This is a genomic window from Massilia sp. CF038 (assembly GCF_900129765.1).
In the GTDB taxonomy this organism is placed as follows: Bacteria; Pseudomonadota; Gammaproteobacteria; order Burkholderiales; family Burkholderiaceae_D; genus Telluria_A.
Genome location: NZ_FQWU01000001.1, coordinates 1,651,266 through 1,677,365, shown reverse-complemented (window position 1 = coordinate 1,677,365; position 26,100 = coordinate 1,651,266). Strand labels below are relative to the sequence as shown.

Sequence of the window (26,100 nt, the reverse complement as noted above, 5' to 3'; positions counted from 1 at the left end):
TTCAACCTAAATCCGATACCCTGCCCAGCGGCAAACCCTTGATCTCGGCAATGCCAGCGCGTGCACCCAGTGTGCGCACAAGTTGGGCCAGCTCCTGGTCGGCAATAAAGCCGGCGGCGGAAGCGCCCTCCAGCAAACGCTCGGGGGCCATCGACCGCGCCACAGCCCACCCTTGCACATAATCGACACCAATCTCGGCCAGCGTACGCACGGTGGCCGTGTCCTCCGCCCATTCGGCAATTGTCTTCATGCCCAGATTGACTGCGAGGCTGACGATGGCCTCCACAATGGCCACATTGGCCGGATGGGCATTGATGTTAACGATGAAGTTACCGTCGATCTTGAGCACGTCGGCAGGCAATTCCTTGAGATAGGAGAACGAGGTATAACCAGCGCCAAAATCGTCGAGCGCGATCTTGACGCCAAAACTGCGCACCTGATCGATGAAGCGGCGCGTATTGTGCAAATCGTGCAGGGCCACGCTTTCGGTGATTTCCATGCACAGGCGGCTGGCCACATGCACGTGGCGCCCCAGAATGTCGATCGTATCTTGCACAAAGCGTTCATCGTTGAGCGATGCGCCAGACAGGTTCATGCATACAAACTGGGTATGGGTCAGGCGCAAGGCGTGCTTGTCGATCCAGGCCAGCGTGGTGGCCAGCACCCAGCGGTCGATCACGCCCACCTGCCCGCTTTTCTCGGCCGCAGCAATGATGGGCCCGGCTGGCGAAATGCTGCCATCAAATTCGCGCATGCGCAGCAACACTTCAAAATTGAGTGACTCTTCCGGCGCCCGCAAGGACATGATGGGCTGCATTTCCAGGAACATGCCGGCTGTCGCATCACTGCCGGCCAAGCGCGCCACCAGACTGAGCTCGGCTTCGCGCTCCAGGAAGGCGGCGGCATCGCGCTCGTAAATGACCAGGCCATCGCTGTGGCCGCCTTTTGCTTCGCGGCAGGCCCGGTCGGCAGTGGAAATCGCATCCTTCATCTGCATGCCGGCGGACACTTCGATCAATCCGATCGAACAGCGCACATTGAAGGCTTTCTCGCCCACGCGGTAAGGGGTGTTGGCCACGCGCCCGACAATGCCGCGGCAGATCAGCGACGCCAGCGGTATTGCCGTATCGGGCATGACGATGACGAATTCATCGCCGCCGACACGGCCCACCTGCTGCCCGCCGGCGAGCATGGTGGCAATCCGCTCGCACACTTGCTTGAGCACTTCATCGCCGGCATTGTGGCCGAACAAGTCATTGATCAGCTTGAAACGGTCCAGGTCCAGATAGGCCAGGGCCAGCGGCCGTCCCGCAGCCAGTGGCCCCAGTGCATTATTGAACGCCCGTTCGATCCCGCGCCGGTTGAAGACCTTGGTCAGCGGGTCGTTGTTGGCCATGAAATGGAGCTGCTCGGTGGCCTTGGTCTGCTCGGTAGTGTCTTGCAGCACGCCTTCGATCTTGCCGCGCGCCAGCGTGGCACGGACCAGGAAATGGCGGTTGCCGTCCCGGTTTTCGATCGCCAGCTCGGCGTCTTCCTGCGCGTGCACCAGTTCGTGCAAGCGGCTCCATACACCTTCGGCGAAAAATTGCTTCCAGCGCGTGCGGCCCGGCACGATCTCTTGCGCGCCCAGCATTTTGCACAATGCCGGATTGGTGCTCAGGAAATGGCCATACACGTCCAGGGTGAACAGGCCAACCGGCATGGCCTCGTAGGCATGTTCCAGTTCCGCCTGGGCGGCAATGCGGCGCTGGGTTTCCAGGCGCATCTGTTCGGCCACCGCCAGCGCCGCCAGCAAGCTCGATGCGAGCGCTGCCGTCACGCTGTTGACGACCCCGATCAGTTCGCGCACGCCAATGGCCGCAGCAATGACTTCCGACAAGCCGGACAGGAAGGTCACTGCAAACGAGGCGGCAAACCAGAACGCCACCCGCGTGGCCGAACTGAGCATGACTGACACCAGTCCCAGCGTCATCAGCACCAGCGCGACGGCCACCACGCCCCACATCAATGGCAGGAAGACGTTGTAGGGCAGGACGATCGAACACAGCAGTAACGGCAGGCACAGCCACTGCGCCACCTGCAGCGGGACGCGGTAGCGCGTACGCGATAATTCCTGTCCAAACAGGGTCAGATAGAGCGTCAGGCTCGACAAGGCGTACAGGGTGATGGTGATGGCGCGGCTGGGCAGCAGCAAGGCTTCCGGCACGACCTGGCCCAGCCATTGAATGTCCCAGCCAGCGGACAAGGCGCCAATGCGCAAGTTCAGGATCAGCCAACCAGCAAACATGACGTACAGCAGCTGGCGGTTGATCAGCGCCGTCGTCAGCACAAACAGCGTCAGCACAATCATGCCGCCGTCCAGCAAGCCCGATTTGCGGTGAAATTGCTGCACCGACAGTGCCATCTGGTCCGGTGGCCACTGCAAGGCCGACAAGCGGGCCGGACCCGCGAACGTGGCGCGGCACAGTACGCTGGCAGGTGTATTGGCCAGCTCCAGGGCAAACCCGGACTTGGCCGGCGCCAGCGCGCCGCTTGATCGGCTGCGTGTCGATTGCCCCAGCTCGGCCATGGTCCGCGGATCCCAGCAAGCGATCTGGACCGCGTGGCGCGAGGGCAGCTCGATCACGGCAGGCTCGCCCGCCGGGCCCAGCGTGGAAAAACGGAACCAGAATGGCGCCTGTTGCAAGCCCACTTCGAACTGCCGGACTGGCTTGGCCGCGTCCAGGCGTGTCATCAATGCGGCATGTGGCAAGGGCGCGCCGTCCTGGCGCACCACTTTCAGCGCGAGCGCTTGCTCACCACTGGCAACATACTGGTCGTTCCAGAACGCCAGTGCCAGCAGCGACATGGCAGCGATAAACAGGGGAATCAGGTAAAACGCGGTAAAGCGCAAGACCGCATCGAGCGCGAGATGTGCGCGCGCCAGGAATGGCGCGCTCGAAGGAACCGGCGGCTTTGGCATAAGCGGGGAGTCCACACTGCATGGAATGATCCCTCATTGTATGCTGATTGCGGCCGGTTTCGGCCACCAATCCCAGGCAACGTTGTCAGGCTGCCACCAGGCCGAAGGTCGGCCCAATCGCCTGATGCTGCATCTTGCGCGGCGCCAGCGCGCGGCCGAACAAGGCAGTACGCGCGCCAATATCGATGTCGGGGTGGCGCGTGTGGCGGAAGAAGTTCAGCAGCGGATGGGCGGCCGCGCTCCAGCGCGCTTCGCCGGACGCGATCTCGAATGCCATGACCCGGTGCGGGATATTGCCGACATGGCGCAGGGGGACCGGCTGGCGGTCGGCACACACATCGGTAAACAGCAGTTGCTCGTACTGGCGATCAATCGGGGCGCGTCCGGTCACCACGGCCCATTCAATCTGGTTTTGTTCGCAAAATTCAAAACATGCCTTGATCAAGGCCACCTTCACCAGACGGCCCACGCGTCCTTCCTCGATGCCCAGGCGCGTCACTTCGGCAAGACGTTGTCCTTGCAGCCAGCGCGGCAGGGTCAGCGACGATTCCACGTGCAGGCTCTGCTCCAGATTGGTTTGAATCCGCACGCTCCCCAGCGCCGAGCCGTCGAGCTTGGATTCAGCGAGTAAAATGACGGCATCGCTGTCAAAATCACACGCTTCCGGCACGATCAGCGATTGGGCAAACGCGGGAATATGGCGCGCATAGGCCTTGTGACGGATGGCGACAGCTTTCGACAACTGCGCATGGGTCTGCACGCGCCGTATCGTGAACGGCAAGCGTTCCACCGGTTTGGCCTGCTCGCGCTCGCGCTCGCTCTGAATGCGGGCGACGTGGTCCATCAGACGTTGGGCGATGTGGGAAGGTTGTGCAGGCTTCATGGCAGTACTCCTTGGGATAATCATGGAACGGCTTGACCGTGTTCCAATTATGTATCCGCACGGAAATAATAAAGCTTTGAGGAAATGCACTTTTGCCCATCTGTTTACGCAAAGAACTATCAGTTTCCTTTTGGAACTTTAGAATTTAACCAATTATTTATCAGGAATTTATATGAGTGCACTTCCACCCTGCCCCCAATGCGCGTCCGCATTTACCTATGAGGATGGAAGCAATTATGTGTGTCCCGAGTGCGGACATGAGTGGCAAGCCTCGGCAGCAGCAGCCACTGGCGAAACGGCGCGGATCTACAAGGATGCGTCCGGCAATTTGTTACAGGATGGCGACACCGTCACGGTGATCAAGGATCTGAAACTGAAGGGTGGCGGCGGGACCGTCAAAATGGGGACCAAGGTCAAAAACATTCGCCTGGTCGACAGCGACCACGACATCGACTGCAAGATCGATGGCTTCGGGTCGATGAGCTTGAAGACGGAGTTTGTCAGGAAGGTGTAATCGGGCTCAGTCCAGCACTTCGCCGATCACGTCAATCACAACGTCGGCGACGTCGATGGCATTGCTGCGGGAATCGTCTGCCTGGCGCAGGCCTTCCCAGATCAGCCATGCGCCCAGCAGCAGCAAGACCACAGCGGCGAAAAACATGGTCCAGCTGGCGTAGTTCAGGGCGCAAATCGCGGTAATCACGCCGGCCAGGCAGGTAATCAAACCAAAAATGACGCGCATGATGGCATCCGTAAAATTCAGTACGGAAATAATAGCATTGTTTTAAGCGGTCTCAGTCAAGATCGATGCCGTCCGATAGATCTGCCATGGCTTCGCCCATTGCCTCGCGTTTGGCTTCACCGCTGCGGTGGGCGATCCACTGCAACAGCAAGCCCAGAAAAATCAAGCCAAGCGCTATTTTTCCCAGGTGCAAGCCTTGCCACAGCATCCCCGCCACGCCCAGTGAGGCCCCGACGGTACAACAGCCGAAGCCGATTTTGTCCAGCATACCCATCCCCAGCGCGTTTCACGCGATTCAATGCGGAAATAATACCATTGGATCAGGCCGCTGCCCGCACCCGGGTTTCCAGCAAAATCACTTTCAGTTCGGGCACACAAGATCCACAATTGCCGCCCGCCTTCAGACAGGCCGTGATCTCCGGTACTGTTTTCAGGTCGTGCGCGCGGATGGCGTCGCAGATGGTGTGGCGTCCCACGCCAAAGCAGGAGCAAACGGTCGGCCCCGTGTCGGCACGATGTCCCAGCGCCTGCCCGGCCAGCATGCCGGCCCGCTCGGCTTGACCTAGCGTTTCGAGGGCGAACAGGCTGGCCAGCCAGGCGCGCGCCGGCAGATCCTGGCGCGGCGACAGGAAGATGCATTGTGCGATCCGGTCGCCCACCACGTGCACTGCCCGGTACACGCCCGCGCTGCGGTCTTCGTAGTCGATCCAGTCCGCGTCCGGGTCAGTCACGCCCAGCAGCGCCCGCGCCCAGGCCCCGCGATCCTTGATCTGCTGGCGTCCGGCCAGTTCGTAGCGCGCGAAACCCCGCCCCTGCACGCGGGTCCAGTGGGCCACTTCATCCAGCGCCAGTTCGCTGCGGCTCAGCACAAACCCGTGCCATGCCACGCCAAAGCGCTCAACGCGTACCGGCGTATGCTTGAATTCAGGTTCACCCGAAACAGGATCGACGGCCGGGTTGACCAGGGTGCCGACGCGCGCATCCGACGCCGTCTGGCCATTCCAGTGAATCGGCACGAACACCGCGCCGCGGGCGATACCGCCGCCGTGCTGCACCCGTGCCACCATGGCGCCCCAGGCGCTGGCAACGCGCGCCAGTTCGCCTTCGCGCACGCCGCATAGCAGCGCGTCCTGCGGATGCATGTCAATGAAGGCTTCTGCCGTATGTTCGGCCAGGCGCGGCGCGCGTCCGGTGCGGCTCATGGTGTGCCACTGGTCGCGCACGCGGCCCGTGTTGAGCACCAGTGGAAACTCGGCGTCGGTGGCGTGCGCCGGTGCGCGCGGCGGCGTCGGCACCAGGCGCGCACGCCCGTCCGGATGGGCAAAGCGGGCGTCGCCGAACAGGCGCGCGCTGCCCGCGCCCGGCGCGGGAACAGGCCACTGCACCGGGTCCAGTTGATCGTACTGGCGCCGTGTCATGCCGCTAAGACCCGCCAGATTAAAGACGCGCGCAACGCCATCGCTGTCGTTGCGCCAGGCAGACAGGCGCGCGTGTTCGTCAAACACTTCACCAGCGTTCGCAAAATCGAAACCCGCGAAGCCCATGCGCCTGGCCACGTCGCACATGATTTGCCAATCGGCCCGGGCCTCGCCTGGCGCCGGCAAAAAAGCACGCTGGCGTGAAATGCGCCGCTCCGAATTGGTGACCGTGCCATCTTTTTCACCCCAGCCCAGTGCCGGCAGCAGCACATCGGCAAAAGCGTTGGTATCGGTCTTGCCGATGATGTCGGAAACGATCACCAGTTCGCACTTTTCCAGCGCGCGCTGCACCTGGTTTGCGTCGGGCAGGCTGACCATGGGGTTGGTGGCCATGATCCAGACCGCCTTGACCTTGCCCGCTTCAATGGCTTGAAACAGGTCCACGGCTTTCAGTCCGCCATGTTCGGCAATGCGGGGCGACTGCCAGAACTGCTGCACCAGCGCGCGGTGCGCGCCATCGTGCAAGTCCATGTGCGCCGCGAGCATGTTGGCCAGGCCGCCCACTTCGCGCCCGCCCATTGCGTTTGGCTGGCCCGTCAGCGAAAACGGCCCCATGCCCGGCTTGCCGATGCGCCCCGTCAGCAGGTGGCAGTTGATGATGCTGTTGACTTTGTCGGTGCCGGCCGAGGATTGATTCACGCCTTGCGAAAAACCGGTCACCACCTTCTCGGTCGCGCCAAACAGCCGGTAAAAGCGCAGCACCGCGTCTGGGTCGAGCCGGCATGCGGCCGCCACCTCTGCCACCGACAGATCGGCTGCCGCCAGGGCCGCATCCAGGCCACTGGTATGATCCGCCACAAACGCGGCATCGCTCTTGCCTTCGCGCGCCAGGTAGCTGAGCAGACCATTGAACAGCCACACATCGGTCCCCGGCTTGACTGGCAGATGCAGGTCGGCTACCTCGCAGGTTGCGGTTCGGCGTGGGTCAATGACCACCACCTGCACTTGCGGGCGTGCTTCCTTCAGACGGGCGATGCGCTGAAACAGGATCGGATGGCACCACGCGCTGTTCGCCCCCACCAGCACGATCATGTCAGCCAGATCGAAGTCCTCGTAGTTGCCGGGCACCAGATCCGCACCGAACGCGCGCTTGTGCCCCGCCACCGCGGACGACATGCACAGGCGCGAGTTGGTGTCGATATTGGCACTGCCGACGTAGCCCTTCATGAATTTGTTGGCGACGTAGTAGTCCTCGGTCAGCAACTGGCCGGATACGTAAAATGCCACCGCATCCGGCCCGTGCTCTGCAATGATGCCCTGCAGTCCTGCGGCGACGCGGTCAATCGCCTCGCTCCATGTTGCCTGCCGCAGCGCGCCATCTTCACGCAGCGTCGGGTGCAGCAGGCGCCCCTCCAGATCAATCGTTTCGCCCAGAGCCGCGCCCTTGACGCAAAGGCGCCCCGCATTGGCCGGATGGCTGGTGTCGCCCGCGATGGCAATGGCGCCATCGGGCAGCGGTGTCGCAGTCACGCCGCAGCCCACGCCGCAATACGGACAGGTGCTTTTAACGGCCAGGGGAATGGGGGATAAATTCAAGGTCAGCTCCGTATCATGCAGCCTGGGCGCACAAGGCCTCGCCAAACAACAGGCGGCTGCGCATTGCCGAAATATCGGTGCGGTTCTGTATCAGGCCGAAGTACCACGGCCCGTCCTGCACGTCGCCATACAGCACCGCGCCGGCGATGCGGTTGCCGGCCAGGACCAGGCGCTTGTAGACACCGCGGCGCGGGTCGCGCAGCACCAGGTCTTCGCTGCCTTCGCCACCAATGAAGTCGCCCACTGAATACAGGTCGACGCCGGTGACTTTCAGCTTGGTTGGCGTGGCGCTTTGCACGTAGCGCCGGTGGCCCTTTTGCGCCAGATGGGCGCCGCACACCTTCGCCTGCTCCCAGATCGGCGCCACCAGCCCGAAGGTGGCACTGCGGTGCTGCACACATTCCCCCACGGCGTACACACGCGGATCGTAGGTTTGCAAGGTGTCGTCCACCACAATGGCGCGCTCGCAGTGCAGGCCCGCTTCCATGGCCAGCGCAATGTTCGGGCGCACGCCGGCTGCCATGACCACCAGGTCGGCCGGCAGTTCGCTGCCATCTTTAAAGCGCACCGCGCGCACCCGTTTGTCGCCCACGATCTCGCTGGTATGCGCGTCCAGCATGAAGCGCAGACCTTTTGATTCGAGAGCCTGCTTGAGCAGCGCCGACGCAGGTTTATCGAGCTGCATGTTCATCAGGCTGTCGGTCACGTGCACCACCGTCACGTCCATGCCGCGCCGCTGCAGCCCGTTGGCCGCTTCCAGTCCGAGCAAGCCGCCGCCGATCACCACTGCGCGGCCACCGCTGCGGGCCGCCGCCAGCATGGTGTCGACGTCGTTCACGTCCCGAAAACCGACCACACCATCGAGTTTGTGGCCAGGTACCGGAATGATGAACGGGCTTGATCCGGTCGCCATCAGCAAGCGGTCGTACCAGACCTCGCGCCCGGACTTGGCGCGCACCATGCGCCGGCGCCGGTCAATGTGCACCACCGGGTCGCCCGCGTGCAGAGTAATCCCCTGCTCCTGGTACCACTGGCGGCTGTGGATCATGATGTCATCCATCGACTTGTCGCCCGCCAGCACCGGCGAGAGCAGGATGCGGTTGTAATTGCCATGCGGTTCGGCGCCGAACACCGTAATCTCGTACAGATCCGGCGCCAGCTTGAGCAGCTCTTCGACCGTGCGCATGCCAGCCATGCCGTTGCCGATCACAACCAGCGACTGCCTGACCGGTACCGGCATCATGCCCCGACCCACACCTTTCCGCCGTCGATGCGGGTGCGGTAGCTGGCCACTGAATGCTCTGGCGCTTCCAGGCATTCGCCCGTCTCCAGATCAAAATGGTGTTTGTAGATGGGCGATGCCACGACAATGCGCTCGCCCAGGTTGCCCACCAGGCCACGCGAGAGGACGGCGGCGCCGCTGTTTGGATCAAAATTACCGATCGCGAAAACGCGCTGTTCGTCGCCAGCCACATGGAATACGGCCACCTGTTCGCCGCCCAGCAAGGCGCACACGCCCGTGTTGGGGACAATCTCGTCAAGCGCGCAAACGGCGGTCCAGTTATCGAATTGAATATCGCGGTGCATGCTGTTCTCCTTCAGGCTGATTTAATGGCAATCGGGATGACCCGCTTGCGCTCTTCGATCGTGGCGGGACGAATTTGGCCGCGTTCGGGCATGAACACGACGTTCTGGTCCGGCTCGTCGCTGTTGACAAAGTGGCGGAAGCGCTGGCGTGTGGCGGGGTCGTTGACGGCGGCCTTCCACTCGCAAGCGTAGGTGTTGACCACGTGCTGCATGTCGCGTTCCAGGTCCGCGGCCAGGCCCAATTTGTCGTCAATGATCACTGCCTTGAGGTAGTCCAGGCCACCTTCGAGGTTGTCGCGCCAGACGCTGGTACGCTGCAGGCGGTCGGCAGTGCGAGTGTAGAACATCAGGAAGCGGTCGATGTAGCGCACCACGCTCGCTTCGTCCAGGTCGGAGGCGATCAATTCGGCGTGGCGCGGCTTCATGCCGCCATTGCCACAAACGTAAAGATTCCAGCCCTTTTCGGTCGCGATCAGGCCCACATCCTTGCCCTGTGCCTCGGCGCACTCGCGGGTACAGCCCGATACCCCGAACTTGATCTTGTGCGGCGTGCGCAAACCCTTGTAGCGGTTCTCCAGTTCGATTGCGAACCCGACGCTGTCGGCCACGCCGTAGCGGCACCAGGTGGAGCCGACGCAGGATTTGACGGTGCGCAGCGATTTGCCGTACGCGTGGCCCGACTCGAAGCCGGCCGCAATCAGTTCTTCCCAAATGACCGGCAATTGCTCGACACGGGCGCCAAACAGATCGACCCGCTGGCCGCCCGTGATCTTGGTGTAGAGGCCATATTTTTTGGCCACCATCCCGACTGCAATCAAGCCATCGGCCGTCACTTCGCCGCCGGGCATGCGCGGCACCACTGAATAGGTGCCGTCTTTCTGAATATTACCGAGGAAGTAGTCGTTCGAATCCTGCAGGCTCGCGTGTTCCGGCTTGAGCACGAAGTCATTCCAGGTCGAGGCCAGTACGCTGGCTGCCACGGGCTTGCAGATGTCGCAGCCCAGGCCCTTGCCATGTTCGGCCAGCAGGTCCGCAAAGGTCTTGATGTGGCCCACCTTCACCAGATGGAAAATCTCCTGGCGCGAGTACGGGAAGTGCTCGCACAGGTGATTGTTGACCGCCATGCCCTGCTTCTTCATTTCGGCCTTCATCACCTGCGTGACCAGTTGTACGCAGCCGCCGCAACTGGTACCGGCATTGGTACAGCTTTTCAATGCGCCGATGGTGGTTGCGCCCGCGCACACGGCGGCGCACAAGTCGCCTTTCGACACATCATTGCAGGAACAGATCTGGGCACTGTCGGGCAAAGCGTCCACGCCCAGCCCCGGCCTGGCCTTGCCATCGCTTTGCGGCAGGATCAAAAACTCGGGCGCCTCGGGTAGTGCGATTTTGTTGAGCATCATCTGCAGCAAGGTGCCGTATTCGGCCGCGTCACCCACCATCACGCCGCCCAGCAGGTATTTGCCGCATTCGGACACCACGATTTTCTTGTAGACCTGCTTGCGCTCATCCGTGAACTGGTAGGAACGGCTGCCCGGGGCAACGCCGTGTGGATCGCCAATACTGGCAACATCGACGCCCATCAGTTTGAGTTTGGTACTCATGTCGGCACCGCTGAAGCGGGCCGCCTGCTCGCCCAGCAGATGGCGCGCCGCCACGCGCGCCATGTCGTAGCCCGGCGCAACCAGCCCAAACACCTGGCCGTTCCACAGGGCGCATTCGCCAATCGCGTACACGTGCGGGTCGGAGGTGAGGCAGCTGTCATCAATCGAAATACCGCCGCGCGGACCGACGGCCAGACCACACTGGCGCGCCAGGTCGTCACGCGGACGAATCCCGGCCGAGAACACGATCATGTCAGTGTCGAGGTGACTGCCGTCGGCAAAGCGCATGCGGTGCGTGCCCTCTTCGCCATCGACAATCTTGAGCGTGTTTTTCTGGGTGTGGACCGTGACGCCCAGATCTTCGATCTTGGCGCGCAGTACGCGGGCGCCGCTGTCGTCCACCTGCACCGCCATCAGACGGGGCGCAAATTCGACCACGTGGGTAGCCAGCTTCATGTCGCGCAGGGCCTTGGCGCATTCCAGACCAAGCAGGCCACCACCAATGACCACGCCGCTTTTGGCACGGCTGCCGCATTCGAGCATCGCTTCCAGGTCTTCAATGGTGCGGTAGACGAAGCAGTCCTTGCGGTCCTTGCCTGGCAGCGGCGGCACAAAAGGATACGAACCGGTAGCAAACACCAGTTTGTCGTAGGCCAGCACTTCGCCCGTGCCGACCGTAACGGTTTTGGCGGCCAGGTCGACGGCGGTGGCGCGGGCATTCAGCTTGAGCAGCATGTTGCCGCTGTCGAAAAAGCCGGCTGGTACCAGCGACAGGTCCTGCGCCGATTTACCGGCAAAAAATTCGGACAGGTGCACGCGGTCGTAGGCCGCGCGCGGCTCTTCGCACAGCACCGTCACGTCCATCCCGGGCAGCATGCCGCCGCTCAGCGACTCAAGGAATTTGTGGCCCACCATGCCGTGGCCTATGACGATGATTTTCATGCGGGTCTCCTTAAGCGATGGCGCTGCTGGCAGCGGCGGGGGCAGCGTCGGCGCTGCCGCTCAGCCGCACTGCGATGGCACAGCCGGCCGACACCAGCACCAGTGCGGCCAGGATCGACAGCGTCTGCTGGATGTTGCCGGTACCTTTCATGAGAAAGCCTGCCGCCACGGCGCCCACGTTGCCGCCCGCGCCGATGATGCCTGCGACCCCGCCCAGCGCCTTGTTATCGATGAACGGCACCAGTGCATACGTTGCGCCACACGCCATGTGGGTGAACAGACCGAATACCAGCATCGCAATCACGGCGAAGGTCACACTGTCGGCTTTGGCGAACCAGAGCAGGCCAAGGCCTTCGCCGATCATCATCAGGAACAGAACCGTGACGCGGCTGTTAAGGGTACCGCGCAACGCCATTTTGTCCGACAGCCAGCCGCCCAGGGCACGGGCAAACAGTGCCAGCAAACCGAAGCTGCCTGCCGCCAGGCCAGCCTGCTTGAGCGAAAGGCTGAAATGGTCCACATAATAGACAGCGGCGATATTGTGGATGAAGATCTCAATGCCGAAGCAGGCGCCGTAGGTGACAAACAGCAGCCACACACGGTGGTTGGCACTGGCCGCCTTGAAGCTGGCCCAGCCCCCGGCCTTGCCACCTTCAATGGCAATCCCGGCGCGGCGCAGCGCATCGTAGTTCCCTTGCGGGCAATCCTGGGTGAACTTCCAGTAGACGAAGGCCATCACCACCATCAGCACACCTGGCACCAGGAGCGCCACGCGCCAGCCGGCCGTCTCGCTCACCCCCAGCATCAGCACTGCGGCCACCAGCAGGGGCATCAAGGCCTGTGCTGCGCCGCCGCCCGCATTGCCCCAGCCGGCGGCTGCCGCGTTGGCGGTGCCCACTACTTTGGAGCCGAACATGACCGAGGTATGGTACTGGGTGATGACGAAGGACGCGCCCACGGCGCCGATTCCGAGGCGGAAGAACAGGAAGCTTTCGTAGCTCTGCGCCGCCGCCACGCCCAGCACCGGAATGGCACCTGCAAGCAGCAAGCCGGTGTAGGTTTTACGCGGACCAAAACGGTCGCACATCGGGCCCACAATCAGGCGCACCAGAATCGTGATGGCGACGGCAGCGATGTTGATGTTGGCCACCTGGGCCAGGGTCAGGCCAAATTCGCCTTTGATGATGGGCATCAGCGGCGCGCAGGCGAACCAGGCGAAGAAGCAGATGAAAAATGCCATCCAGGTCAGATGGAAGGCACGCATGTGCGGCGTGTTGAAGGTAAAGAGCTCGATGCTGTTTGACTTGGTGGCCATGTTTTATCCCGTTAAAAACAAAAAAGCGTCCGACCAACCCAGCTTGCAAAAAGCTGGTTGGACGGACGCCGTTGTCCTGCCGATCCGTCGTTGGGTCAGCGTTTGTGTTCAGGGGATCGCCATTGATCCTGTAATGACATGGTTAGCAATTGGCGTGCCATGTGGATTAAGGGGTGTGCGGAGGGGTTCGAGGCCTTACGCGCTACATTGCGGTGCACAAGCGCCCGAAAATGATGCGTGGAGGCGTGCAAACCTACATAGGATAAAAATCCACCACATCGCCCTCGCGAAGGCGGGGGCCCATAGCACGATACTGAATTCGGTCAAGTGGCATAGGCCCGCCTCCGCGAGGGCGATGTGTTAGCTGCGGATGAGGAAGCTGGCGGTGTAGCCCGCCCCGCCTTCGCGATGCGTCAGCTGCGGATGAGGAAGCTGGCGGTGTAGCCCACCCCGCCTTCGCGATGTGTCAGCTGCGGATGAGGAAGCTGGCGGTGTAGCCCGCCCCGCCTTCGCGATGGGTCAGCTGCGGATGGGGAAGCTGGCGGCGTAGCCTGCCGGGTCGCTGCCGTCCCAGAGTACGCCGTCGCACAAGGTACTGCTGCGCAGTGCCGTGGCGGGCAGTTCTACCCCGACCAGGCGTGCCGCCTCCTGGTACACGTCGATGCGGCACAGGCGCTCGGCCACGGCCCGGTAGTCCGGGTCCTGGCTCAGCAATCCCCAGCGCCGGTGCTGGGTCATGAACCACATGGCGTCGGACAGATACGGAAAGTTGACGCTGCCGGCGCGGAAAAAGGCCAGCGCATTCGGGTCGTCCCAGCGCTTGCCAAGACCGTCTTCATAGTGGCCCAGCAGCCGCGGCGCGATGCTGGCATACGGCGTGGCCAGCACGCCCGCCTGTGCCATCGCCTCGGCGGTGGCGCGCTTGTTGGCCTCGGATGCGTCAATCCAGCGCGATGCGTCCAGCAGCGCGGCCACCAGCGCCCGTGCACTATCACGATTGGCGTCGACCCAGGCTGCCGTGGCCCCCAGCACCTTGCCCGGATGGTCAGGCCAGATTTGCTGGCTTGTCACGGCAGTCACGCCAATGCCGTCCTGCACGGCGCGCTCGCCCCAGGGTTCGCCGACGCAGAAGCCGTCGATGGTGCCAGCACGCAGGTTAGCCACCATCTGCGGCGGCGGCACCGTCAGCGTGCGCACGTCGCGCAGCGGATCGACGCCCAGCGCCGCCAGCCAGTAATACAGCAGCATCGCATGGTTCCCGGTCGGGAAGGTGTGGGCAAAGCTGTAGCCCTGGGCGCCACTGACCTGGCCACGCTCGGCCAGTACCTTCGACAAGGTGATGGCCTGCCCATTCTGGCTCAGGTTCATCAGCACGGCCATGGCCTGGGGCGGCGCGCCTATGCCCAGTTCGACGCCGCAGACCATGCCGTACAGGGCGTGGGCGGCATCGAGGGCGCCGCTGCGCAGCTTGTCGCGCACACTGGCCCACGAGCTTTCGCGGGACAATTCGATGGCGATGCCGTGACGGCGGTCGAAGCCGCGCTCCACCGCCATCACCAGGGCGGCAGCATCGGTCAGCGGCATGTAGCCGATACGCAGGGGTCTGGCAGTGCTGTTCATCCCAACAGGTCTTCCACGTCAATGATGCGTTGGGCGATTTCCGCCAGCTTGAGGTTCTTGTTCATGGCCATACTGCGCAGCTTCTGGTAAGCCTGGTCTTCCGTCAGACGCTGGTTGCTCATCAAGATGCCCTTGGCGCGGTCAATCACCTTGCGTTCAGCCAGTTTGTGGCGCGTCTCGGACAATTCGGCCAGCAGCTTCTGCTCCTGGCGGAAGCGCGCCAGCGCCACGTTCAGCACCGGCTTGATGCGTTCAGCCTGCAGGCCGGCAACGATATAGGCCGACACCCCGGCGGCCATGGCCGCGTCCATGCTGCCAGTGTCTTCGTCTTCGGTAAACAGCACGATGGGACGGCGCGCGTCGCGGCTGACGATAACGATATGCTCGAGCACATCGCGCGCGTCCGATTCGGCATCAATGATGATCATGTCGGGCTGGAGCTGAGCGACGCGCTCGGGCAGATAGACGTCGGCGGGGAGCGAGGCGACGATATCGTAGCCCGATTCGAGCAGGCCGATACGCAGCGCACTGCCGCGCCGGACCTGGGCCGCGAGTGCGGCATCGTGTTCATCGCCGTCGGCGAGAACGGGATTGACCACCACGATGCGCAATTGGCGTGGCGGCGCTGAGGCGGTTTTAGACATTGTGGGCGATTAAGGGTTAAGCATGACTGCACATGACCCACTACCCAAGCAAGATGCAGGCCAGCGCTAAGCGCTTCCGTGCTCCTGAATTAATTGTTCCAACGACATCGGACGGCCCGTGTAATAGCCTTGAATCAAGTTGCAGCCCAGCTTGCGCAGCAATTGCAGCTGATCGTCGTTCTCCACGCCTTCGGCAATCACATCGAGATGCATGTTGCGGCCGATGTCGACAATGGTTTGCACCATGGCGCGGTCCTGGTGGTCCGCCGGCAGGCCGCTGACGAAGGAACGGTCGATCTTGAGCGAAGAAATTGGCAAGTCCTTCAGGCGCGAGAGCGAGGAGTAGCCCATGCCGAAATCATCTACGCTGATCTTGAAGCCGTGCCCGCGCAGCGCCTGCATCACCGGAATGACCTGCTCGGGGTGATTCATCATCATCCCTTCGGTCAGCTCCAGGCACACGAAGCGCGGCTCGACGCCTGCTTCCAGCGTGATCTCTTCCATTTCCGCGGGCAGCGCTTCGTTCATGAATTCGCGCGCCGCCATGTTGACGTTGAGCTGCAGGCCATGCAAGCCAGCGCCGTGCATGCGCGGCAGGTCGCGACAGGCCTGCCGAATCACCCAGCGGCCCACGTCAACAATCAAATGGCTCTTTTCGGCGATCGGAATAAATACGTCAGGCGCGACCACGCTGCCGTCATGGCGGCGCCAGCGCACCAGCGCCTCGACCGCGCGCACCCGGCCCGTATCGGCATCGATCACCGGCTGGTATTCAAGGAACAGGCGCTGGCCCGCCAGCGCGTGAATCAGCTCGACCTCCACCGTCAACTGCAGCAGCAGCGCGTCTTGCGAGCCGGCGTCGCCGTGCGAACCGTCGTCGGTAAAGTAGCCAATCCCATTGCGCCCGCCGCGCTTGACGCGGTACATGGCGGTATCGGCATTGCGCAGCAGTTCGGCGGAGGTGGCGCCGTCGGCCGGGTACATGCTCACACCGACGCTGGCCGAGATCACCAGTTCGCGCCCGTCCACCATGAACGGCGTGCGCGCTGCCGCCAGCACCTTCTCGGCCATTTCCCGCATGCGCGTGAGCGAATCGCCAGGGTACAGGAACAGGGCAAATTCATCGCCGCCGACCCGGCCTGCGTGGGCCGCGCGCGGGGTCAGGTCCGACAGGCGCTGGGCAAACATGCTCAAGACAGCGTCGCCCACCGCGTGACCGAGGCCATCGTTGATTGGTTTAAAGCGGTCCAGGTCAATGAACAGCACCCCGAGCGGTACTTCGCGTGCGCTGGCGCGCTGGCAGGCCAGGTCCAGCAGATCATGGAAGTGGCGCCGGTTGGCCAGGCCGGACAAGGCGTCGACCTGGGCCAGTTCGCGGATATTTTCCTGTTGCGACAGGCGCTGCGCGGTTTGCGCAATCAAGCCGCCAATGGCTTCGGACAGGCGCGGCAGCTGCGCCGTGCGCTGGCGCGCCAGACAGCTGAAGAAAATCAGCACGCCGGGCCGGTGGCGCCGGCCGTCATCACTGTCGTACGCGACCGGGAAGGCATAGCCGGAATGGATGCCCGACTGCTGGGCATAGGCCGGATACAGGAACTGGGGATCGGTAGCGATATCCTCGATCCAGCGCGCTTTACCAGTACTCCAGACCGCGCCAACGACGCCTTCGCGCGGGGCGATGCTAAGGCGGTGGCCACCCGTTTTCTCGAACACCTCGGCCGGCGCGCGCGCCTCGCCGCTCCAGTAATGGCTAAGGACCAGGCGCCCTGCTTCGGAGCCTGACTGCGCGATCGACCAGTACATGCCGCAATCCCAGCCCAGATTGGTGCACACCAGCGCGATCATCTTGCTGACTGCATCATCGAGCGTGGTGGCGCCGATCATCAGCTGGGTCGACTCAAAACTGAATTGCTCGCGCATGGCCGCGTACTTGACGGCGGTGATATCGATCAGGATGCCCTCGACGGCTTCGTCCTGGCTTGCGCCGGCGGGCGACAGCACCACCAGACGCAGAAAGCGCAGCCCGTCGCTGCCAGTTACGATGCGAAACTCGCACTCGGCGCCCGTACCCAGGCTGGCAGTGAGCTGCACCAGATCTTCCGGCACCACGCTGGTGAAGCAATCGGCCAGACTGACGTGGACACCGGGCGGTTCGCCGATCAGCTGCGCCGCCTCCAGCGAGAACACCATTGCCTGGCAATCCGCCTCATACCACCAGCGCCCAAAACCGGCCGCGCGCGCGGCTGCATCCGGCACCTTCGCGCGCAGGGCGAGGTCGGAGGTGCGCGGCCGGGGGGCTGAATTGGGGCCAATACGGAAAACCATTGATAGAACCTTTTAGCAGAAGTGCAATTCTATCAGCATATAAAATAACATTCAGACCACGGAGGGAACGGTAGTCGTTGTATTTTCGCCAAAATTGCGCGTATCGCAGGGGCCGGAGGGGTCGACAGCCCTGCTCCCCATTGGGCAGGCATGGTATATATGTCAGTCTTTTTTTAGACGACATTACCTAAACCCACATCGTCCTCGCGGAGGCGGGGACCTATGCCACGCATGTTCAGCGATGGAGCAAATGTGGCATGGGGCAGTCGCATGCGACTGCGCCTTCGCGAGGACGATGACGTTTCCGCCTTTTTATAACGAAAGCATTTCTCCCATGCGTAGACGATTGATTGCCGCAATCCTGATGGCAGGCGCCTTATTGGCACCGGCACTGGCTCTGGCCGAACCGACCACGGTCTATGTGACCCGCCACGGCGAAAAAGGTGCGGGCAAGGATCCCGAGCTGACCACGCAAGGCCAGGCCCGCGCGGCGATGCTGGCAACCCTGCTGGGCAAAGTGGGCATTCGCCAGGTGTACAGCACCGCCACGCTGCGCACCCAGCAAACTGCCGGCCCGCTGGCCAGCAAGGCCGGTGTCGCGGTCCAGACCTACGACCCGGCCAAACCGGAAGCGGTAATCGCCAAAATCAAGGCCACGCCTGGCCCGACCCTGCTGGTCGGCCATTCAAACACCGTACCTGAGCTGGTCAAGCTGCTTGGCGGCGCGCCCGGCACGCCGATCGGCGACGATGAATTCGACCGCCTGTATCAGGTGACGATCGGCGCCGACGGTACCGTCAGCACGGTGCTTCTGACCTCGATCGCCGCCCAGTGACGCCGCTACCGGCACTGCAGCTTTTCACGTTCGGCTTGCTCGGCCTGGCGATCCTGGCCCTGTGGCTGCCACCTGTGCGCCTGTCTGCCACGGTTGCGGTCCCACCCTGGATTGCCTTGTTTGGCGCCGCCGTGGTGTGGGCCCTCTTCAGTGGCGTGCTGACGCTGACCGGCCTGGCCGCGCTGGCCGTATTTGGCGCCCTGGCGCAGGCAACCGGGTCTGCGCAATGGACGCCTGCGCTGCGGATTGTGGCCGGCATCGGCACGGCGCTGCTTGGTCTGGCGCTGGCCGTGCACAAGGTACCCGGCTTTGCTAATCCACAGCTGATCGCGGGAGTGCGCTTCACGCCAGACGCGCTGCCCTTCACGCAGTACGCCAATTTCGACAAGGGCGCCGTCGGTCTGCTCTTGCTGGCATTCGTGTGCCCGCGAGCGGCCAGCGGTGCCGAATGGCGCACCCTGCTGCGCCGCAGCTGGCCCATCGCGGCAGTAACGGTCAGCAGCGTCATGCTGGTGGCGATACTGACGCAGGTCGTGCGCCCTGCGTTGAAGTGGCCCGACTACACCCTGGTGTTTTTGGTGACCAATCTGCTGTTGACCTGCGTGGCAGAAGAGGCGTTCTTTCGCGGCTTTCTGCAGCACCTTCTGGCGCAGCGCAAGCCCGACAGCCGCAGCTGGCAGGTAGCGGCGCTGCTATTGTCAGCCGTCTTGTTCGGTGTGGCCCATCTGGGCGGCGGCGCGGCTTACGCCATGCTGGCAACGCTGTGCGGTGTCGGTTACGGCGCGGCCTTCGCGGCCACCGGCCGCACTGAAGCGGCCATCCTGACCCACTTCGCGTTCAACGCGATTCACTTTGTCGGTTTCACGTACCCGGCAATTGCCAGCTCGTAGACCCGGCCGTTGACCGGCGTGCCCAGAACCACGGCCACGCCGGGCAACGGCACCAGCAGCCGAAAGCCGCATTTTTCCAGTACTTTGAACGAGGCGGCATTCTGTTCCGTGGCCACCCCTGTCAAGGTGTGCAGCTTCCACTGGTCGCGCGCCAGGTCGATCAGATGGCGCAGCGCCATGGTGGCCAGGCCGCGCCCGATATGGGTGCCGGCAATGCGGTAGCCCACTTCGGCCCTTCCGGCGACGATGTCGATTTCCTTCAGGTTGGCACGGCCGACAATGGTACCGTTTTCGTCTGCCAGCACGCAGGCATGCCACTGGCCGCGCGTGTGCGCATCGACCAGCTCACCCACATGGCGGCGCACCGCGTCCTGGGTGTAGAACGCATCGCCGCGCGCGTCGATGTGCTGCTCGAACCATTTGCGGTTGGCCATCTCGAAGGTGTACAGCGCTGGCGCATCGTCGCGCGTCAGGGTTCGGATCCGAATCGTCGTCAATTTGTAAACTCCGGTGGCTGCTTGCTCATCCCCGCCATCAACGCCTTTTGCAAATCATCGGACATCAGCATGGCAGCGTTCCAGGTCGCGACATAGTTCAAGCCATCGGCTACTGTATGGTCGCGCGCGTAATTGATCATTTCTTTCGAGCCGCGGATCGACAATGGCGACTTGGCGGCGATGGTCGCGGCAATCGCGCGCACGCCTTCCTGCAGGGCCGCACGGGTATCGAACACGCGGTTGACCAGGCCAATGGCGCGCGCTTCGGCGGCATCGATGCGGCGCCCGGTGTAGGCCAGCTCGCGCAGCATGCCTTCGCCAATCAGGCGCGGCAAGCGCTGCAGGGTACCGACGTCTGCCACCATGCCGATATCGATTTCCTTGATTGAAAAGGTCGCGTCAGCCGCGCAGTAGCGCATGTCGGCGCAGGCAATCAGATCGATGCCGCCGCCAATGCAGGCGCCGTGAATGGCGGCCAGCACCGGCTTGCGGCAGCGTTCCAGACTGCTCAGGGTATCCTGCAGGTCGAGAATGACGGCGCGCAGCGATTCGCGCATGCGCCCTTCGCAATCGTTCTGGATCTGCGCGCCCAGTCCCATCATCATCTGCAGGTCGATCCCGGCGGTGAAGTTGCTGCCTTCTCCCTGCAGGATGGCGACCCGCGCCTCGGGGGTGGCGTCGACCCAGCGAAACGCGCTGCGAATGTCGTGCCACATCGCCAGGTTCATGGCATTGGCCTTGTCCGGCCGATTCAGCGTGATGGTGGCAATGTGCTGGTCAAGCGTGACCGACAGGGTGTCAAATTGCATGGCATGTCCAAGTCTGACGAAGTGCTTGAATTCTAGCACTGGCGAATAATTCCATGCTAAGGTTTCAATTTACTCGAGGAGCATCAGCATGCCAAGCAGCCCTGCGCGGTTTATTTTTCTGACCGCGGTCATGCTCAGCGCATGCCAGGGCAAGAGCAGCGATGCACCTGCCGCAGCTTCCGTGCCAGCCACACCGAGCGTCAACTACTGGACTCTGATTGCGCCACTGGTGGCGGGCAGCTATGGCGGCCAGTGCCTGCGCCCACCCGATCCGGCACCCTTCCCCGGCCCAATCGTGATTGCAGCGGGCGGCAAGGTCAGTGCCGGCAAATTGAGCGGCGATTTGCGCAGCGCCGACATCTCGCTGTCCAGCGCAATGGACAACGAGGTGCCGACAGCCGCCATCAATGCGGGCGTGGGCGAATTCACCTTGATGTTGGCCGACAAAGGGGCCCAGCGCGGGCTGACGGCCATGGTGGCCAATGGCGACCAGGCCGTGGCCTGCGAACAAGCCACCGCACCAGCCGCCCTGCACGGCTTGAACGTGTACGCGCTGATTGCCCGCGTAATCGATACGCCCCGGCGCCCGCTCAGCTGCATCCCCACTGGCGCCCTGAAGAGCGCGGAAGTCATGTTTGCACTCGAAAACGGCGTCCTCTCGCTCGACGCCGAGCAGTTCGACATTGGTACCAGCCGGCGCCAGAGCGCCCTGTTCACCGACGGCTTGAGCAAGCTGTTCTATTCGGCCACGCTGGCCGACGGCCGCCTGATCAAAATGAATATCGATGAACGCGGCCAGCTTGCAGGACTCGAGGGCAAGGGCCGCAACGACCAGCTTTACGCCTGCAAATAGCCGCAGCGGCCGGCATCAGGCCAGCGCTTCCGATGGCTGCGCCGGAGCGGCAATCACGCTGCGGTTGCGGCCGGCCTGCTTGGCGCGGTACAGCGCTTCATCGGCGCGCTTGAAGGTCAATGCAGTGTCTTCAAAGGCGCGCGACTCCGCGATCCCGATCGAGACCGTTACGCGCAGCTGCGGATCGATGGCAGGAAACGTCAGCGCCTCGATGCGCGCGCGCAGCCGTTCGGCAGTAATCATCGCGCCTTCGACCATGGTGCTGGTCAGTACCATGACGAATTCTTCGCCGCCGTAGCGGCCAAACAGATCGCTCTGGCGCAGCGCGCCTTGGCCGCAGCGGGCAATCGCCTGCAGGATCTGGTCGCCCGCCAGGTGGCCGTGGGTGTCATTGACTTGCTTGAACCAGTCGACGTCAAGAATGCAGATTGAAAACACGCCGCCGCTGCGCTCGCAGCGCAGTTTTTCATTCCTGATCGACTCCATCAGGTAGCGCCGGTTGAAGACACCGGTCAGCTCGTCGCGCATGGCCAGTTCCTCAATCCTGGCCAGGGCCGTTTCCAGTTCGCCGTTGCGGGCGGCCAGCTCCTTGTGCTTGTCCTTGACCTTGGTGCGCAGGCCCGCAATATAGATACCCAGCCCGCTAAACTGGATAAAGGTCGCGAACACGGCAAACAGTTGCAGGATTTCCACCTGGAGCGTGATTTCGCCTGGCCGGTTCAGGTACACCAGCGCAATCAGACTGGCGTAGCCGCCCACGATGGCCAGCGTCATGATGACAAAGTCGCGCGGGCGGAACTGGAACAGTCCATACATGGCAGCCGAAATGCACAACAGCAAAAACACGGTGCGCGGCTGCTGGGCGTGATACATCACGTACAAACCCGGCAGGATGGATGCGCAAATCTGCACCAGCGTCATGCTGGGGTCGGCAAAGCGCAAATTCAGATTGGTGCGGATGGCCAGGCAGAAAACAAGGTTGAGTGCGAGGACGGCAAGGAAATAGTTGATCAGAACCGGCACGCCGAAATACCCGAGCCAGCAAAAAATGGCGACCAGCGTCAAGGTAAATAAATACGAGATCGAGGCGAGCAGCACGCGCCGCATGCGCAGTGCTTGTTGCTTTGCAATTTCGTTCCTGCTGACGTCGGCAGTCATCGGCATCCTCTCGTGTCGCGATGAAACAAGCTTACCGCGAACAAGGGTACAAGGGCAAATGCCACACGGCTGCATGTTCAATGCATAATATCCAAATCAAAATGAACAACAGGAATCGCATGGATAGCACAAGTGCAATGCCGGAAAGCGCAGCCCGGGTCGCCCGTTTGCTGCGCGAACTCGGTCACGACAAGCCGGTGGTGATGTTGCCTTCCACCGGCAAAAGCTCGGCCGAAGCGGCCGCCGAGCTGGGATGCGATGTGGCCGAGATTGCCAAGTCCATCGTATTTCGGCGCCTGCAGGACGACGCCGCGGTGATGGTGATCGCCAGCGGCGCCGACCGCATCGATGAAGCCAAGGTAGCGGCGCTGGTGGGTGCCGTGGGCAAGGCAGACGCCCGCTTTGTGAAAGATAAAATCGGCTATGCCATTGGCGGGGTGTGCCCGATCGGGCACCTGCAAGAAAGCGTGGTGCTGATTGACGGCCAGTTATTGCGCTACGCCAGCGTTTGGGCCGCGGCAGGCCATCCGCATGCGGTATTCAACCTGACACCGGCGCAGCTGCAAGCCATGACCGGCGCGCCCACGGTCGACGTACGCCAGAACCCCGCCTAAGCAGGCACGTCACCGGCCAGGTGCTGACTGAACCAGCCAGCAGCAAGCTGCGCCACCGTTTGCAAGGCGCCTGCTTCTTCGAACAAATGGGTGGCGGCAGGCACGATGTCGAGCCGCTTTTCGCATTGCAGCAGCGCCAGGGCGCGCCGGTTCAGTGCAGCGACTTCGGCATCGAGCGCACCGACGATGAGCAAGGTGGGTGCGCGCACGGCAGGCAGCACCGCGCCATCGGCCAGTTCAGGGCGCCCGCCGCGCGACACCACGGCCCTGACCAATGCGGCGCGCTCGGCCGCCAGCGACAGCGCGGCGGCGGCACCGGTGCTGGCACCGAACAAGCCCAATGGCAGATGGTGGGTGGCGCTGTGGTCGGCCAGCCAGTCGGCGGCCACGCCGAGGCGGCGCGCCAGCAAAGCGATATTGAAACGGGCCGCGGTGTCGGGCTGTTCGTGCTCGCCCAGCAGGTCCATCAGCAAGGTGCCCATGCCGGCCTCGCGCAAGTGTGCGGCCACGGCGTTGTTGCGCGGACTGAGCCGGCTGCTGCCGCTGCCATGGGCAAACAGCACCATGCCGCGCGGCGCAGGTGGCAAGGCCAGCACGCCTTCGAGCACCACCGAATCGACCGATAAAGTGAGCAGTTGCCGATGGCCGCTAGTCATGCTGTCCCCTGCCGGTAAGCCGCTCGGAGGCGGCGCAAGCACTCAGGATAGGCCCGCACGCGCGAGCGCGTTTGAGGCCCCTCAAGCCATGCCGGGACTCACTTGCCGCGTTGGGCCAGGAATTTGCGGACGTCGTCGAAGCTGACCTTGCCGCGCCCGCTCACGTCGATGTCGTCGAAATTGGCATCGATAAAACCCAGCCCGGCGCGTTTCGCCTCCTCGCGCGTGATGCTGCGGTCGGCGTCGAGATCTGCCTGGTCGAAGCGCTGCTTGAGTTTGGCCATCGCTTCGTTATGCAAGGCCTGGCCCGAGGCGGGCTTGCTGGGCGCGGGCGTGCGCAATTCGGGCGGCAGATAGGGCCCCTGGTGATTGGCGGGTGTCTGCGCGCAGGCATTCAACGACAGCAGAGCGCATGCCACAGCGCTGAAAAAGGTACGGGGTGTGATCGTCATTTTGCCACCGATTCGCTGTTGTAGAGAGTGAGCATGTCGTCGCGCTGGGCGCGCCGCGTGGCGTCGTCCAGGTAGGACATGTGGCCACTGGCGTAGTTCTTGATTTGGATGTTGGGATTGTTGCCCAGGCGTGCCAGATCCAGCTCGGTCTGGTAGAACGGGGTGGCCAGATCGTAGTAGCCGCTCATGGCCACCACTTTCAGCGCCGGATTCAAAGTCATGGCGGCGGCCACATCGGGAATGGTATCGGGCAGTGTCTTGCCATCGTGGCTGAAATTCCAGCGGCCAATGATGTCATTGAATGGCACGTACGATGAACGCGCTGAATAGCGCAAGTCATTCAGAATGTAAGCCTGGATGGTGTTGTTGAACGCGGCGTTGACCACCGTCAGCGAGGGGTCGTTGTCCACTGTCAGCGCGCTGCCGTTCACGGCACTGACGCGTGCGTCGTAGCGCCCGATCATGGTGTTCGACGCCACGCGGGTGCGGTACAAATCCGGCCCCAGGGCGAAATTCTGGTTCCATAAGGTACTGTCCAGACCGCTGTAGCTAATCAGCTGCGACACCACATTTACCGGTGGCGTGGCATGCGTCTGCAGCCAGGTCGCCACGGCCGGGCGGTAACTGGCCGCGCTGAAGTCGCGCACATCCTTCAGGTAGGTATTGAAGTCACCCGGCGGCGTGGTCAGCTTGTAGTACGCGCTGACGGCGGCGTAGCTGGGAATGTAACCCTCGCAACTGGTGGTACCGGGCGTGAGCACGCCGCAGTTCGAGCTGTAGTTCATGATGGCAGATTGCAGCACGATCCCGCTCAGTTTAACCCCGGCCACTTCCAGCAGATTGGCCAGCACGCCCGTGCGCGGCGCGCCATACGACTCGCCGAACAGATATTTGGGCGAAGTCTGGCGGTTATTAACGGTCACGTAACGGCGCACAAAGTCGCGGAAGGCGCCCGCATCGCTGTCCACGCCCCAGAATTGCAGATTGGTGCGCGGCGCCACGGCCTGACTGAAACCGGTGCCAATCGCGTCCACGAACACCAGGTCGGAATTGGCCAGCAGCGTTTCCTGGTTCTCGACCAGCTGCACCGGCGACGGCATCACGCTTGATGGAATGGCCGTCACGATGCGCTTCGGTCCAAAGGAACCCAGGTGCAGCCACAGGCTCGATGAACCGGGGCCGCCGTTATAAAAGAAGGTGACCGGGCGTTTGGACGGATCGAGCGTGCCTGCCGTGTAAGCCACGTAAAAGAAGGACACCACGGGCTGGCCCGAGACTGGATCGGTGGCCGTCAGGTGGCCGGTGGTGGCGGTGTAGTCCAGCGTTTTACCGGCCAGCGTGATGCGCATCGGCACCACGGCAGCGCCTTCGGCGGGCGCGCTCAGGCTGCCATTGGCGGCACTGGAATAGGTGATGGGATCGGCATACGAACCCGGCAAGCCTGGCGTGACTGGTACGGCCGGCGGTGGATTGCCACCCCCGCCGCCACCACATGAGGCCAGCAGCAAGGCTGCGCACAGCGCGCCGGCTGCATACTGGAACCGCTTCATTTTATTTTCTATTTGCACGCCTGGTCTCCGAATTTTTAACATCGCACGGTGTCCGCCGATTATGCACCTGCTGAGCAAAAAACTGCGCAATCCCGCCAAAATTTGTTGCAGAACGATGAAGACGGCGCGCAACATGCATATATGTGCC

23 protein-coding genes are annotated in these 26,100 nt (G+C 62.8%); 5 read left to right on the top strand and 18 right to left on the bottom strand.

Annotated elements, in window-relative coordinates:
- Window position 1 precedes the first annotated feature (1 nt).
- Together BUC24_RS07695 and BUC24_RS07690 are read right to left on the bottom strand one after the other, a co-directional pair.
- Window positions 2-2,962, bottom strand: a complete 2,961-nt coding sequence (locus BUC24_RS07695) for a putative bifunctional diguanylate cyclase/phosphodiesterase (RefSeq protein ID WP_073213467.1) — start codon at window positions 2,960-2,962, stop codon at window positions 2-4.
- An 85-nt stretch (window positions 2,963-3,047) separates the two neighbouring features.
- Window positions 3,048-3,845, bottom strand: a complete 798-nt coding sequence (locus tag BUC24_RS07690) for an N-acyl amino acid synthase FeeM domain-containing protein (RefSeq protein WP_073213466.1) — start codon at window positions 3,843-3,845, stop codon at window positions 3,048-3,050.
- Window positions 3,846-4,017: 172 nt separating this feature from the next.
- Between BUC24_RS07690 and BUC24_RS07685 the strand changes: the two genes are divergently transcribed.
- Window positions 4,018-4,359: a zinc ribbon domain-containing protein YjdM gene (locus tag BUC24_RS07685; RefSeq protein ID WP_073213465.1), complete on the top strand. Its 342-nt coding sequence runs from the start codon at window positions 4,018-4,020 to the stop codon at window positions 4,357-4,359.
- 6 nt (window positions 4,360-4,365) lie between these two features.
- Here the strand turns inward: BUC24_RS07685 and BUC24_RS07680 are convergent, their stop codons facing one another.
- From BUC24_RS07680 to BUC24_RS07635, 10 genes are all read right to left on the bottom strand, one after another.
- Window positions 4,366-4,587 (bottom strand): hypothetical protein, encoded by a 222-nt coding sequence (locus tag BUC24_RS07680; protein ID WP_073213464.1) that lies wholly within the window; start codon window positions 4,585-4,587, stop codon window positions 4,366-4,368.
- A 52-nt stretch (window positions 4,588-4,639) separates the two neighbouring features.
- Window positions 4,640-4,855, bottom strand: coding sequence for a hypothetical protein (locus BUC24_RS07675; RefSeq protein ID WP_073213463.1), 216 nt, complete (start codon window positions 4,853-4,855; stop codon window positions 4,640-4,642).
- Window positions 4,856-4,907: 52 nt separating this feature from the next.
- Window positions 4,908-7,601: a nitrate reductase gene (locus BUC24_RS07670; RefSeq protein ID WP_073213462.1), complete on the bottom strand. Its 2,694-nt coding sequence runs from the start codon at window positions 7,599-7,601 to the stop codon at window positions 4,908-4,910.
- Window positions 7,602-7,614: 13 nt separating this feature from the next.
- Window positions 7,615-8,844 (bottom strand): NAD(P)/FAD-dependent oxidoreductase, encoded by a 1,230-nt coding sequence (locus BUC24_RS07665; protein WP_229448081.1) that lies wholly within the window; start codon window positions 8,842-8,844, stop codon window positions 7,615-7,617.
- Window positions 8,841-9,188: a nitrite reductase small subunit NirD gene (gene nirD, locus BUC24_RS07660; protein ID WP_073213461.1), complete on the bottom strand. Its 348-nt coding sequence runs from the start codon at window positions 9,186-9,188 to the stop codon at window positions 8,841-8,843. The genes BUC24_RS07665 and nirD overlap by 4 nt, the downstream gene beginning before the upstream one ends.
- An 11-nt stretch (window positions 9,189-9,199) precedes the next feature.
- A complete protein-coding gene (gene nirB / locus BUC24_RS07655; RefSeq protein ID WP_073213460.1) occupies window positions 9,200-11,734 on the bottom strand; it encodes a nitrite reductase large subunit NirB in 2,535 nt (844 codons plus the stop codon).
- 10 nt (window positions 11,735-11,744) lie between these two features.
- Window positions 11,745-13,049, bottom strand: a complete 1,305-nt coding sequence (locus tag BUC24_RS07650; RefSeq protein WP_073213459.1) for an MFS transporter — start codon at window positions 13,047-13,049, stop codon at window positions 11,745-11,747.
- Between the two features lie 519 nt (window positions 13,050-13,568).
- Window positions 13,569-14,669 carry a CmpA/NrtA family ABC transporter substrate-binding protein gene (locus tag BUC24_RS07645; RefSeq protein WP_073213458.1) on the bottom strand — a complete coding sequence of 367 codons (1,101 nt, stop codon included), beginning with the start codon at window positions 14,667-14,669 and terminating at the stop codon, window positions 13,569-13,571.
- Window positions 14,666-15,313, bottom strand: coding sequence for an ANTAR domain-containing response regulator (locus tag BUC24_RS07640; RefSeq protein WP_073213457.1), 648 nt, complete (start codon window positions 15,311-15,313; stop codon window positions 14,666-14,668). Before BUC24_RS07640 ends, BUC24_RS07645 begins: the two co-directional genes overlap by 4 nt.
- Before the next feature lie 66 nt (window positions 15,314-15,379).
- The gene (locus BUC24_RS07635) at window positions 15,380-17,638 is read right to left on the bottom strand and encodes a putative bifunctional diguanylate cyclase/phosphodiesterase (protein ID WP_073213456.1); all 2,259 of its coding nucleotides are present in this window, start codon (window positions 17,636-17,638) and stop codon (window positions 15,380-15,382) included.
- Window positions 17,639-17,972: 334 nt separating this feature from the next.
- Here BUC24_RS07635 and BUC24_RS07630 point away from each other — a divergent pair, with 334 nt between their 5' ends.
- Together BUC24_RS07630 and BUC24_RS07625 are read left to right on the top strand one after the other, a co-directional pair.
- Window positions 17,973-18,473, top strand: a complete 501-nt coding sequence (locus tag BUC24_RS07630) for a SixA phosphatase family protein (protein WP_073214953.1) — start codon at window positions 17,973-17,975, stop codon at window positions 18,471-18,473.
- The gene (locus BUC24_RS07625; RefSeq protein WP_083598761.1) at window positions 18,470-19,363 is read left to right on the top strand and encodes a CPBP family intramembrane glutamic endopeptidase; all 894 of its coding nucleotides are present in this window, start codon (window positions 18,470-18,472) and stop codon (window positions 19,361-19,363) included. The genes BUC24_RS07630 and BUC24_RS07625 overlap by 4 nt, the downstream gene beginning before the upstream one ends.
- Here the strand turns inward: BUC24_RS07625 and BUC24_RS07620 are convergent.
- Both BUC24_RS07620 and BUC24_RS07615 read right to left on the bottom strand, forming a co-directional pair.
- On the bottom strand, window positions 19,321-19,860 hold the full coding sequence (locus BUC24_RS07620; protein WP_073213455.1) for a GNAT family N-acetyltransferase: 540 nt from the start codon (window positions 19,858-19,860) through the stop codon (window positions 19,321-19,323). The genes BUC24_RS07625 and BUC24_RS07620 overlap by 43 nt on opposite strands.
- Window positions 19,857-20,669: a crotonase/enoyl-CoA hydratase family protein gene (locus BUC24_RS07615; protein WP_073213454.1), complete on the bottom strand. Its 813-nt coding sequence runs from the start codon at window positions 20,667-20,669 to the stop codon at window positions 19,857-19,859. Before BUC24_RS07615 ends, BUC24_RS07620 begins: the two co-directional genes overlap by 4 nt.
- 88 nt (window positions 20,670-20,757) lie before the next feature.
- Here BUC24_RS07615 and BUC24_RS07610 point away from each other — a divergent pair, with 88 nt between their 5' ends.
- Window positions 20,758-21,522 carry a hypothetical protein gene (locus BUC24_RS07610; protein WP_073213453.1) on the top strand — a complete coding sequence of 255 codons (765 nt, stop codon included), beginning with the start codon at window positions 20,758-20,760 and terminating at the stop codon, window positions 21,520-21,522.
- A 15-nt stretch (window positions 21,523-21,537) separates the two neighbouring features.
- Here the strand turns inward: BUC24_RS07610 and BUC24_RS07605 are convergent, their stop codons facing one another.
- Complete coding sequence (locus BUC24_RS07605; protein WP_073213452.1) at window positions 21,538-22,680, bottom strand: GGDEF domain-containing protein; 1,143 nt, start codon at window positions 22,678-22,680, stop codon at window positions 21,538-21,540.
- A gap of 119 nt (window positions 22,681-22,799) precedes the next feature.
- On the opposite strand from BUC24_RS07605, the gene BUC24_RS07600 reads away from it, so the two are divergent.
- A complete protein-coding gene (locus BUC24_RS07600; protein WP_073213451.1) occupies window positions 22,800-23,294 on the top strand; it encodes a YbaK/EbsC family protein in 495 nt (164 codons plus the stop codon).
- Here the strand turns inward: BUC24_RS07600 and BUC24_RS07595 are convergent.
- The 3 genes from BUC24_RS07595 to BUC24_RS07585 all read right to left on the bottom strand — a co-directional run bounded on the left by BUC24_RS07595 (window position 23,291) and on the right by BUC24_RS07585 (window position 25,952).
- The gene (locus tag BUC24_RS07595; protein ID WP_073213450.1) at window positions 23,291-23,950 is read right to left on the bottom strand and encodes a dienelactone hydrolase family protein; all 660 of its coding nucleotides are present in this window, start codon (window positions 23,948-23,950) and stop codon (window positions 23,291-23,293) included. The two genes, BUC24_RS07600 and BUC24_RS07595, sit on opposite strands and share 4 nt — an antisense overlap.
- A gap of 98 nt (window positions 23,951-24,048) precedes the next feature.
- Entirely contained in the window at window positions 24,049-24,402 is a 354-nt protein-coding gene (locus tag BUC24_RS07590) for an EF-hand domain-containing protein (RefSeq protein WP_073213449.1), read from the bottom strand.
- Window positions 24,399-25,952 carry a S10 family serine carboxypeptidase-like protein gene (locus BUC24_RS07585; RefSeq protein WP_073213448.1) on the bottom strand — a complete coding sequence of 518 codons (1,554 nt, stop codon included), beginning with the start codon at window positions 25,950-25,952 and terminating at the stop codon, window positions 24,399-24,401. The genes BUC24_RS07590 and BUC24_RS07585 overlap by 4 nt, the downstream gene beginning before the upstream one ends.
- Window positions 25,953-26,100 lie beyond the last annotated feature (148 nt).

Coding starts and splice junctions, on each gene's coding strand:
- BUC24_RS07685 (WP_073213465.1), top strand. CDS start 4,018: ATGAGTGCACTTCCACCCTGCCCCCAATGCGCGTCCGCATTTACCTAT.
- BUC24_RS07610 (WP_073213453.1), top strand. CDS start 20,758: ATGCCAAGCAGCCCTGCGCGGTTTATTTTTCTGACCGCGGTCATGCTC.
- BUC24_RS07630 (WP_073214953.1), top strand. CDS start 17,973: ATGCGTAGACGATTGATTGCCGCAATCCTGATGGCAGGCGCCTTATTG.
- BUC24_RS07690 (WP_073213466.1), bottom strand. CDS start 3,845: ATGAAGCCTGCACAACCTTCCCACATCGCCCAACGTCTGATGGACCAC.
- BUC24_RS07605 (WP_073213452.1), bottom strand. CDS start 22,680: ATGACTGCCGACGTCAGCAGGAACGAAATTGCAAAGCAACAAGCACTG.
- BUC24_RS07640 (WP_073213457.1), bottom strand. CDS start 15,313: ATGTCTAAAACCGCCTCAGCGCCGCCACGCCAATTGCGCATCGTGGTG.
- BUC24_RS07675 (WP_073213463.1), bottom strand. CDS start 4,855: ATGCTGGACAAAATCGGCTTCGGCTGTTGTACCGTCGGGGCCTCACTG.
- BUC24_RS07585 (WP_073213448.1), bottom strand. CDS start 25,952: ATGAAGCGGTTCCAGTATGCAGCCGGCGCGCTGTGCGCAGCCTTGCTG.
- BUC24_RS07595 (WP_073213450.1), bottom strand. CDS start 23,950: ATGACTAGCGGCCATCGGCAACTGCTCACTTTATCGGTCGATTCGGTG.
- nirD (WP_073213461.1), bottom strand. CDS start 9,188: ATGCACCGCGATATTCAATTCGATAACTGGACCGCCGTTTGCGCGCTT.
- BUC24_RS07600 (WP_073213451.1), top strand. CDS start 22,800: ATGGATAGCACAAGTGCAATGCCGGAAAGCGCAGCCCGGGTCGCCCGT.
- BUC24_RS07615 (WP_073213454.1), bottom strand. CDS start 20,669: ATGCAATTTGACACCCTGTCGGTCACGCTTGACCAGCACATTGCCACC.
- BUC24_RS07590 (WP_073213449.1), bottom strand. CDS start 24,402: ATGACGATCACACCCCGTACCTTTTTCAGCGCTGTGGCATGCGCTCTG.
- BUC24_RS07680 (WP_073213464.1), bottom strand. CDS start 4,587: ATGCGCGTCATTTTTGGTTTGATTACCTGCCTGGCCGGCGTGATTACC.
- BUC24_RS07650 (WP_073213459.1), bottom strand. CDS start 13,049: ATGGCCACCAAGTCAAACAGCATCGAGCTCTTTACCTTCAACACGCCG.
- BUC24_RS07695 (WP_073213467.1), bottom strand. CDS start 2,962: ATGCCAAAGCCGCCGGTTCCTTCGAGCGCGCCATTCCTGGCGCGCGCA.
- BUC24_RS07635 (WP_073213456.1), bottom strand. CDS start 17,638: ATGGTTTTCCGTATTGGCCCCAATTCAGCCCCCCGGCCGCGCACCTCC.
- nirB (WP_073213460.1), bottom strand. CDS start 11,734: ATGAAAATCATCGTCATAGGCCACGGCATGGTGGGCCACAAATTCCTT.
- BUC24_RS07645 (WP_073213458.1), bottom strand. CDS start 14,669: ATGAACAGCACTGCCAGACCCCTGCGTATCGGCTACATGCCGCTGACC.
- BUC24_RS07665 (WP_229448081.1), bottom strand. CDS start 8,844: ATGATGCCGGTACCGGTCAGGCAGTCGCTGGTTGTGATCGGCAACGGC.